The 7,395-nt window shown below is 70.9% G+C and carries 9 protein-coding genes and 1 pseudogene; 5 read left to right on the top strand and 5 right to left on the bottom strand.

Translation table 11 applies throughout. From position 1 onward, the window contains the following. Positions 1–216 precede the first annotated feature (216 nt). From Q0112_RS15350 to Q0112_RS15340, 3 genes are read right to left on the bottom strand one after another with little or no spacing between them, the layout of a single operon-like run. Positions 217–843, bottom strand: coding sequence for a 3-oxoacid CoA-transferase subunit B (locus Q0112_RS15350; RefSeq protein ID WP_297976793.1), 627 nt, complete (start codon positions 841–843; stop codon positions 217–219). Further along, positions 843–1,121: a hypothetical protein gene (locus Q0112_RS15345; RefSeq protein ID WP_297976791.1), complete on the bottom strand. Its 279-nt coding sequence runs from the start codon at positions 1,119–1,121 to the stop codon at positions 843–845. Before Q0112_RS15345 ends, Q0112_RS15350 begins: the two co-directional genes overlap by 1 nt. An 11-nt stretch (positions 1,122–1,132) precedes the next feature. Beyond that, positions 1,133–1,831 carry a CoA transferase subunit A gene (locus Q0112_RS15340; RefSeq protein ID WP_297976789.1) on the bottom strand — a complete coding sequence of 233 codons (699 nt, stop codon included), beginning with the start codon at positions 1,829–1,831 and terminating at the stop codon, positions 1,133–1,135. 206 nt (positions 1,832–2,037) lie between these two features. On the opposite strand from Q0112_RS15340, the gene Q0112_RS15335 reads away from it, so the two are divergent. The 4 genes from Q0112_RS15335 to Q0112_RS15320 all read left to right on the top strand — a co-directional run bounded on the left by Q0112_RS15335 (position 2,038) and on the right by Q0112_RS15320 (position 6,093). Continuing rightward, complete coding sequence (locus Q0112_RS15335; RefSeq protein WP_297976788.1) at positions 2,038–2,988, top strand: TAXI family TRAP transporter solute-binding subunit; 951 nt, start codon at positions 2,038–2,040, stop codon at positions 2,986–2,988. Between the two features lie 4 nt (positions 2,989–2,992). Beyond that, positions 2,993–5,080 carry a TRAP transporter permease gene (locus tag Q0112_RS15330; RefSeq protein WP_297976786.1) on the top strand — a complete coding sequence of 696 codons (2,088 nt, stop codon included), beginning with the start codon at positions 2,993–2,995 and terminating at the stop codon, positions 5,078–5,080. Continuing rightward, complete coding sequence (locus Q0112_RS15325) at positions 5,077–5,433, top strand: DUF1850 domain-containing protein (protein ID WP_297976783.1); 357 nt, start codon at positions 5,077–5,079, stop codon at positions 5,431–5,433. The genes Q0112_RS15330 and Q0112_RS15325 overlap by 4 nt, the downstream gene beginning before the upstream one ends. Positions 5,434–5,559: 126 nt before the next feature. Then, entirely contained in the window at positions 5,560–6,093 is a 534-nt protein-coding gene (locus Q0112_RS15320) for an Hsp20/alpha crystallin family protein (protein ID WP_297976781.1), read from the top strand. A 138-nt stretch (positions 6,094–6,231) separates the two neighbouring features. Here the strand turns inward: Q0112_RS15320 and parA are convergent, their stop codons facing one another. After that, positions 6,232–6,855, bottom strand: a complete 624-nt coding sequence (gene parA / locus Q0112_RS15315) for a ParA family partition ATPase (RefSeq protein ID WP_297976779.1) — start codon at positions 6,853–6,855, stop codon at positions 6,232–6,234. Between the two features lie 68 nt (positions 6,856–6,923). Between parA and Q0112_RS15310 the strand changes: the two genes are divergently transcribed. Continuing rightward, positions 6,924–7,055, top strand: a complete 132-nt coding sequence (locus tag Q0112_RS15310; RefSeq protein ID WP_297976777.1) for a hypothetical protein — start codon at positions 6,924–6,926, stop codon at positions 7,053–7,055. Here Q0112_RS15310 and Q0112_RS15305 read toward each other — a convergent pair. Next, positions 7,048–7,395, bottom strand: a pseudogene (locus Q0112_RS15305) (UxaA family hydrolase); the annotation flags it as partial. The gene Q0112_RS15310 and the pseudogene Q0112_RS15305 sit on opposite strands and share 8 nt — an antisense overlap.

Genomic DNA, 7,395 nt, shown 5'->3' with positions numbered 1-7,395 from the left:
TTGCGGCGGGCGCGGGCCTCGGCGAGGCGGGCCTCGAGCGCGACCGGGTCGAGCAACCGCGCCAGCGCCGCGGCCTCGCCTTCGCCCTCATGCCCTTCGACGTTCGCCATGTGGATGCCCGCCCTCCCGAAGCCGGAAGTCTAGCGCGCGGCGGCCGGACCTGCCAGTTCCGGCAGCGGCTCCGGCCGGAAGCCGCCGCCGGATGCCAAGGACGCGTCAGACGATCGTCGCCTCGGTGGCGGCGCGCAGCTCCGCCTCGCTGACGCCGTCGGCGAGCTCGACGATCCTGAGGCCGCCCTCGACCACGTCGAGCACCCCGAGGTTGGTGATGATGCGCTCGACCACCTTGAGCCCGGTCAGCGGCAGCGTGCACTGCTTCAGCACCTTCGACTCGCCGTGCTTGGAGGTATGGTCCATGACCACGACGACGCGCTTCACGCCGGCGACGAGATCCATGGCCCCGCCCATGCCCTTCACGAGCTTGCCGGGGATCATCCAGTTGGCGAGGTCACCCTCCTCGGAGACTTCCATTGCGCCGAGGATCGCCATGTCGATCTTGCCGCCGCGAATCATCCCGAACGAGTCGGCCGAGGAGAAGTAGGAGGTGCGCCTGAGCTCGGTGATCGTCTGCTTGCCGGCGTTGATGAGGTCGGCGTCGACCTCGTCCTCGGTCGGGAAGGGGCCGATGCCGAGCATGCCGTTCTCGGACTGCAGCGTCACGTCCACCCCCTCGGGGATGTAGTTCGCGACGAGCGTCGGGATGCCGATCCCGAGGTTCACGTACATGCCGTCCTTCAGCTCCCTGGCGGCACGGGCGGCCATCTGGTTGCGGTCCCAGGGCATCAGCGGCGTCTCCCTTTCGGTTTCGGTGCTGGCTGGAGGATCTGCTCCTCGAAGGCGGCGAGCGCCTCGTCGAAGGCGCCGTCGTCGAGCGAGGTGGCGGCCAGCATGAAGGCATTGAGGTTGCTCGCGCAGGCGGCCAGGTAGGCGGCGAGCGCGGCGGGGTTCGCCTTGGCGTAGCCGGCGCCGAAGAGCGCGTCGAGCTTGGCGATGCCCGCCTCGAGGAACTGGTCGGTATAGGAGATCGCCGTCGTGCCGGCGTCGTCGTCGCTGGGAAACATGGCTCTTCTCCTCAGGCGGCGCGGATGGTGCGCTGCTCGATGCGCTTCTCGTGCGGCCCCTGGACGATGCGGTGCACGAAGATGCCCGGGGTGTGGATGCAGTCGGGGTCGAACGAGCCCAGGGGCACGATCTCCTCCACTTCGGCGACGCAGATCCGCCCGCAGGTGGCGGCGTTGGGATTGAAGTTGCGCGCCGTCTTCCGGTAGACGAGATTGCCCTGTTCGTCGCCCTTCCAGGCCTTCACGATCGCGAGGTCGACGACGAGGCCGCGCTCGAGGATGTAGGTCTCCCCGTCGAACTCCTTGTGCTCCTTGCCCTCGGCGATGACGGTCCCCACGCCGGTCCTGGTGTAGAAGCCCGGGATGCCGGCGCCGCCGGCGCGCATCCGCTCGGCGAGCGTGCCCTGCGGGTTGAACTCGAGCTCGAGCTCGCCGCTGAGATACTGGCGCATGAACTCGGCGTTCTCGCCGACGTAGGAGGAGATCATCTTCCGGATCCGCCGGTCCTTCAGCAGGACGCCGAGGCCGAAGTCGTCCACGCCGCAGTTGTTCGAGGCGACGGTGATCTCCTTCGTCCCGGCATCGTGGATCGCCGCGATCAGCAGCTCGGGGATGCCGCAGAGGCCGAAGCCGCCGGCGGCGATCGACATCCCATCGAAGAGCAGGCCGTCGAGGGCTGCCGCGGCGTTCTCGTAGACCTTCTTCTTCATGCGCGGCCCCCGCTTCTGCTGCATGTGCGAATGGCCCTGCATCCGGGATGCGCGCGGCCCTGTCAAGAGAGCGCGAGGCCCTCAGCCGCCCTGCCACCCCGGGGCGGAGATGCGATTTCCGGGTTGGCAAGCGGATCGTCTCGCCTAGAGTCGCCCGCAGGCGGCCCGGCGGGCGCGCCCGACAACGAAAGCAGGGAGAAGGGCGCATGTTTGCACGGATGAGGATGCTTCTGGCGGGCGCCGCCATCGCGGCCGCGGCCGCCGTTCCGGCCGGGGCGCAGCAGTTCATCAACGTGCTGACCGGCGGCACCTCCGGGGTCTACTACCCGCTCGGGGTGGCGCTCTCGGAGATCTACGCCGAGGGGATCGAGGGCGCGCGCGTCCAGGTGCAGGCGACCAAGGCGTCGGTCGAGAACCTCAACCTGCTCGAGCAGGGCAAGGGCGAGATCGCCTTCTCGCTCGGCGACAGCGTGAAGGCGGCGGCCGAGGGCGACACCGAGGCCGGCTTCCCCGGCAGGCTCGAGAAGCTGCGCGGGCTGGCCGCCATCTACCCGAACTACATCCAGATCGTCGCCACCAGGGACTCCGGCATCGAGACGCTCGCCGACCTCAAGGGCAAGAGCCTCTCGGTCGGCGCACCGGCCTCGGGGACCGAGCTCAACGCACGGGCGATCTTCGCCGCCGCCGGCATGAGCTACGACGACCTCGGCCGGGTCGAGTACCTGCCCTTCGCGGAATCGGTCGAGCTCATCAAGAACCGCCAGCTCGACGCGACGCTGCAGTCGGCCGGCCTCGGCGTCGCCTCGATCCGCGACCTCGCCACCTCGGTGCCGATCAACGTGGTGGCGGTGCCGCCCGAGATCGTCGGGAAGATCGGCGCGCCCTTCCTGAGCGCGACCATCCCGGCCGGCACCTACGACGGCCAGGAGGCCGACGTCGCCACCGCCGCGGTCGGCAACTTCCTGGTGACGAGCGCCGATGTGCCCGACGAGGTCGTCTACGCCATGACCAGGCTCCTCTTCGAGAACCTCGACCGGCTCGCCGCCGCCCATGCCGCGGCCAAGGCGATCGACCCGGCCAAGGCGCTCGACGGGATGCCGGTGCCGGTGCACCCCGGCGCCGAGCGCTACTACCGCGAGGCGGGCATCCTGAAGTAGCCGCATGGCGGGCCTGAGCGAAACCCCGGCCGGGGCTCACGCCGAGCTCCCGGTCGAGGGCCTGCCCGAGGGGTTCGGCAGCGGCCTCTCCGGCCGGGTCGCCTTCGGCATCGCCGTCGCCTTCTCGGCCTTCCAGATCTGGACGGCCGCCTACGGCACGCTGCCGAGCCAGATCGTGCGGGCGATGCACGTCGGCTTCCTGCTGCTGCTCGGCTTCGGCCTGCTCGCCAACCTCCGGGCGACGCGCCCCGCGACGCGGGCCTGGCTCTGGCTGCTCGGTCTCCTCGGCTTCGGCACCGGCCTCTACAACTGGGTCTTCTACGCCGATCTCATCCGCCGCTCCGGCTTCCTCACCACCGCCGACCTCGCGGTCGGGACGCTGCTCATCGTGCTGGTCTTCGAGGCGGCGCGGCGGCTGATGGGCGTCGCGCTCGCCGTGCTCTCGGGGCTCTTCCTCGCCTACTGCTTCTTCGGCCAGCACCTGCCGCCGCCCTTCGTCCACCGCGGCTACGACTTCGCGCTCATCGTCGAGACCTTCGCCTTCGGCACCGAGGGCATCTACGGCACGCCGGTCTACGTCTCGGCGGCCTACATCTTCATCTTCGTCGTCTTCGCCGCCTTCCTCGAGCGGGCGGGGATGATCGCCCTCTTCAACGACGTGGCGCTCGGGGTCTGCGGCGCCTGGCGCGGCGGGCCGGCGCAGGTCTGCGTGATGTCCTCGGCCCTCATGGGCACCATCTCGGGCTCGGGCATCGCCAACGTGGTCGCGTCGGGGCAGTTCACCATCCCGCTGATGAAGCGCTTCGGCTTCCGCGCCGCGTTCGCCGGCGGGGTCGAGGCGACCTCGTCCATGGGCGGGCAGATCATGCCGCCGGTGATGGGGGCGGTCGCCTTCATCATGGCCGAGACGCTCAACATCCCCTATGCCGAGGTGGTCAAGGCGGCGATCTTCCCGGCGCTCCTCTACTTCGGCGCCTGCTTCTGGATGGTGCACATCGAGTCGGGCCGCTTCGGCCTCAGCGGCATGTCGAAGGCCGAGCTGCCGAGCCCTTGGGCGGCGATCCGCGAGCACTGGCCGCTGGTGCTGCCGCTCGCGGTCCTCGTCTACCTGCTCTTCGCCGGCTACACGCCGATCTTCGCCGGCACCATGGGGCTGGCGCTGACCATCGTCCTCATCCTCGGCATGCCGCTCGCGGCGCTCATCGGCCCCTTCGCCTTCCGCCTGGTCTTCTGGGTCGCGCTCGGGCTCGGCGCCGCCGCCTTCCTGCGCTACGGGGTCGACGTCCTCGCGCTGGTCGTCGGCGGGCTCGTCCTCGCCTGCGCGCTCTTCCGCGGCGGGCGCGCGACGCTCGGCATCTGCGTCGAGTCGCTGGCCGAGGGGGCGAAGAACGCGGTGCCGGTCGGCATCGCCTGCGCCATCGTCGGCATCGTCATCGGCACGCTGACGCTGACCGGCATCGCCTCGACCTTCATCGGCGCGATCATCGCCATCGGCAAGACCAACCTCCTGCTCTCGCTCGTGCTCACCATGGTCACCTGCCTCGTCCTCGGCATGGGCATCCCGACCATCCCCAACTACATCATCACCTCCTCGATCGCCGGGCCGGCGCTCCTCGCCCTCGACGTGCCGCTCCTCGTCAGCCACATGTTCGTCTTCTACTTCGGCATCATGGCCGACCTGACCCCGCCGGTTGCGCTCGCCTGCTTCGCGGCGGCGCCGATGGCGCGGGTCTCGGGGCTGAAGATCTCCTTCCAGGCGACCAAGCTCGCCGTCGCCGGCTACGTCGTGCCCTTCATGGCGGTCTTCACCCCCTCGCTGATGCTGCAGGACGGCGGCGCCATCGCCGCCGCCTTCGGCTATCCGGTCGAGGTCGCCTACATCCTCTTCAAGGCCTGCCTCGGCATCGCCCTCTTCGGCGCGGCGGTGGTCGGCTTCCTCGTCGGGCCGATGCGGCTCTGGGAGCGGGGGCTCGCCGCCACTGCGGCGATCCTGCTCGTCCTCGCGCTGCCGCTGACCGACGAGGCGGGCTTCGCGCTCGCAGCGGGCCTCGTCGGCCTCCACTGGTGGCGGCTGCGCGCCGCGCCGGCATGAGCCTCTGCCTCGCCGGCGCCGAAACGCTGCGCCTCGCGGTGACCGCCTTCACCCTCGCCTGGACCCATTCCGTCGAGCATGTCCGCTGGGAGGAGGACTGGCGGCTGACCCCGGCCGGCCTCGAGCTGGTCGCGGCCCGGATCCGCGGCTCGGGCGCCGGCATGGAGCCGCCGCCCGGGGGCGCGCTCGTCGACGGCTGGTGGGTCTATGCCCCCCGCCTCCCGCCGCAGCGCGCGCTCGTCCTCGCCGCCTCGGGCGCCACCGGCGAGGGCTGGACCCTCTGCGCCGCCGGCCGCTGCCTCGAGCTTGGCGCACGGCCCGGCCCCGCGGTGCGCCTGATGCCCTGCCCCTGAGCCGGAGGCCGCGCGCAAGTGTCGCAGGCGGCGGGGAGTTGCCGCGTCGCGGCTCCCGAACCATCTAAGGGCTGCCCGGCGGGAGTCCGAGGTTCCCCCGCCGGCGATCGAAAGATGGAGGATCCCATGGCAGACACTCCCGCCAAGACGACAGCCTCGCAGACTGAGAGCGGGGCCCCCGCCCGCCGCGAGGAAATCTGGTCGCCGCTCGACACCCTGCGCCGCGAGATCGACCGCGTCTTCGAGGATTTCCGGCCCGGACGCTGGCCGATGTTCGGCCGCATGCCCGGCCTCGACCTTGCCTGGCCGCGGGCGGAGGGGCTGCGGCTCGCCCCGGCGACCGACCTGGTGGAGAAGAACGGCGGCTACGAGATTACCGCCGAGCTCCCCGGGCTCGACGAGAAGGACGTGGAGGTCAAGGTCGCGAACGGCGCCCTCACCATCCGCGGGCAGAAGACCGAGACCCGCGAGGAGAGCGACAAGGCCTATCACCTCTCGGAGCGGCGCTACGGCTCCTTCCAGCGCAGCTTCCCGGTGCCGGAGGACGTCGACGCCGACAGGATCGAGGCGAGCTTCGCCAAGGGCGTGCTGACCGTCACCCTGCCCAAGTCGCCGGCGAAGCAGGCGAACGAGAAGAGGATCAGCATCAAGGCGCGCTGATCCGCTCCGGGGCGCCGCCCGGGCGCCCCGCGATGCACTAGCATCCGTTAACGATGGTTTCCATCTGGTTGATGGATCTGGAGTAATCCTGTTAGATCAATGGGATGCTCGGGTGGGCACGCGTGCCCACCCGCGCCCTCAGAGCCGGGCGAGCAGCGCGGTCAGCTCGGCGCGGAGGCCGGCGATCTCGGCGGCGGCGGTGGAGCGGGGGGCGAGCTCCTGCGCGGTGCGGCCGTCGAGCATCGCCCGCGAGTAGCCGTTGCGGTTGCCGATCTGGGTGGCGAGGAGCAGGGCGCGGTTCTTGCCGAGCGCGCCCAGCACCTCCTCGAGGCTGCCGAGCCGCGGCGGCACCCGGTTGAGCAGGATGCGGATCGGCCGCTTCAGCCTGTCGGCCGTCGCCACCACCGACTCGAGCGCCCAGACGTCCATCACCGAGGGCTGGCACGGCGCGAGCACCAGGTCGCTCTCGCGGATCGCGCTCTCGAGCAGGCTCGAGGCGGCGCCCGGGCAGTCGATCAGCACGACGTCGTGGCTGCGCCGCGCCGCCTTGATGTCGCTGCCGGCGCGGTAGTCGCGCGACTCGATCGCCTCGATCGCCGGGTCGGCGCGCAGCGCGGCCCAGCGGGTCAGCGACTGCTGCGGGTCGAGGTCCATCACCGCCACCCGCCGCCCCGCCTCCGCCCAGGCGGCGGCGAGATGCGCGAGCACGGTCGTCTTGCCCGCGCCGCCTTTCTGCTGCGCGAAGGTGATGGCGTGTCCCATGCGTCGCTCGCTCCCGTCCTGGTTGTTTGGGCGGCAGTCTATTGCATTCGGACGGCATGGGAAGTCCCATGGCCGGATGCGCCTCTCGCCACCCGGAGGCCGGCCGGCGGGCGCTCCCGCGGCCCGCCGCGGCGCTGGCGCCGGGCGGGCGGCTCCTGATCGACGGCGGCGACCCGCTGCGCGCGATCGCCCTCACATGACGGCGCCGACCTGCCAGGGCACGAACTCGTTGTCGCCGAGGCCGAGGCCCTCGCTCTTGGTCTTCTCGCCCGAGGCGACCGCGAGGATCTTCTCGAGGATCTCGGCGCCCTTCTCCTGGATGGTCACGCCCTTCGACACGATGTCGCCGCAGTTGATATCCATGTCGTCCGGCATCTGCGCGTAGAGCCGGTCGTTGGTCGCCACCTTGATCGTGGGCGCCGGCTTCGAGCCGAAGGCCGACCCGCGCCCGGTGGTGAAGACGACGACCTGCGCCCCGCCGGCGATCTGCCCGGTGGTGGCGACCGGGTCGTAGCCCGGGGTGTCCATGAAGACGAAGCC

Source organism: uncultured Amaricoccus sp., from assembly GCF_937858865.1.
In the GTDB taxonomy this organism is placed as follows: Bacteria; Pseudomonadota; Alphaproteobacteria; order Rhodobacterales; family Rhodobacteraceae; genus Amaricoccus.
The sequence above is the reverse complement of the archived record's forward strand: the minus strand, read 5'-3'. Positions and strand labels throughout refer to the sequence as shown.

Coding starts and splice junctions, on each gene's coding strand:
- Q0112_RS15350 (WP_297976793.1), bottom strand. CDS start 843: ATGCCCTGGGACCGCAACCAGATGGCCGCCCGTGCCGCCAGGGAGCTG.
- Q0112_RS15345 (WP_297976791.1), bottom strand. CDS start 1,121: ATGTTTCCCAGCGACGACGACGCCGGCACGACGGCGATCTCCTATACC.
- Q0112_RS15340 (WP_297976789.1), bottom strand. CDS start 1,831: ATGAAGAAGAAGGTCTACGAGAACGCCGCGGCAGCCCTCGACGGCCTG.
- Q0112_RS15335 (WP_297976788.1), top strand. CDS start 2,038: ATGTTTGCACGGATGAGGATGCTTCTGGCGGGCGCCGCCATCGCGGCC.
- Q0112_RS15330 (WP_297976786.1), top strand. CDS start 2,993: ATGGCGGGCCTGAGCGAAACCCCGGCCGGGGCTCACGCCGAGCTCCCG.
- Q0112_RS15325 (WP_297976783.1), top strand. CDS start 5,077: ATGAGCCTCTGCCTCGCCGGCGCCGAAACGCTGCGCCTCGCGGTGACC.
- Q0112_RS15320 (WP_297976781.1), top strand. CDS start 5,560: ATGGCAGACACTCCCGCCAAGACGACAGCCTCGCAGACTGAGAGCGGG.
- parA (WP_297976779.1), bottom strand. CDS start 6,855: ATGGGACACGCCATCACCTTCGCGCAGCAGAAAGGCGGCGCGGGCAAG.
- Q0112_RS15310 (WP_297976777.1), top strand. CDS start 6,924: ATGGCCGGATGCGCCTCTCGCCACCCGGAGGCCGGCCGGCGGGCGCTC.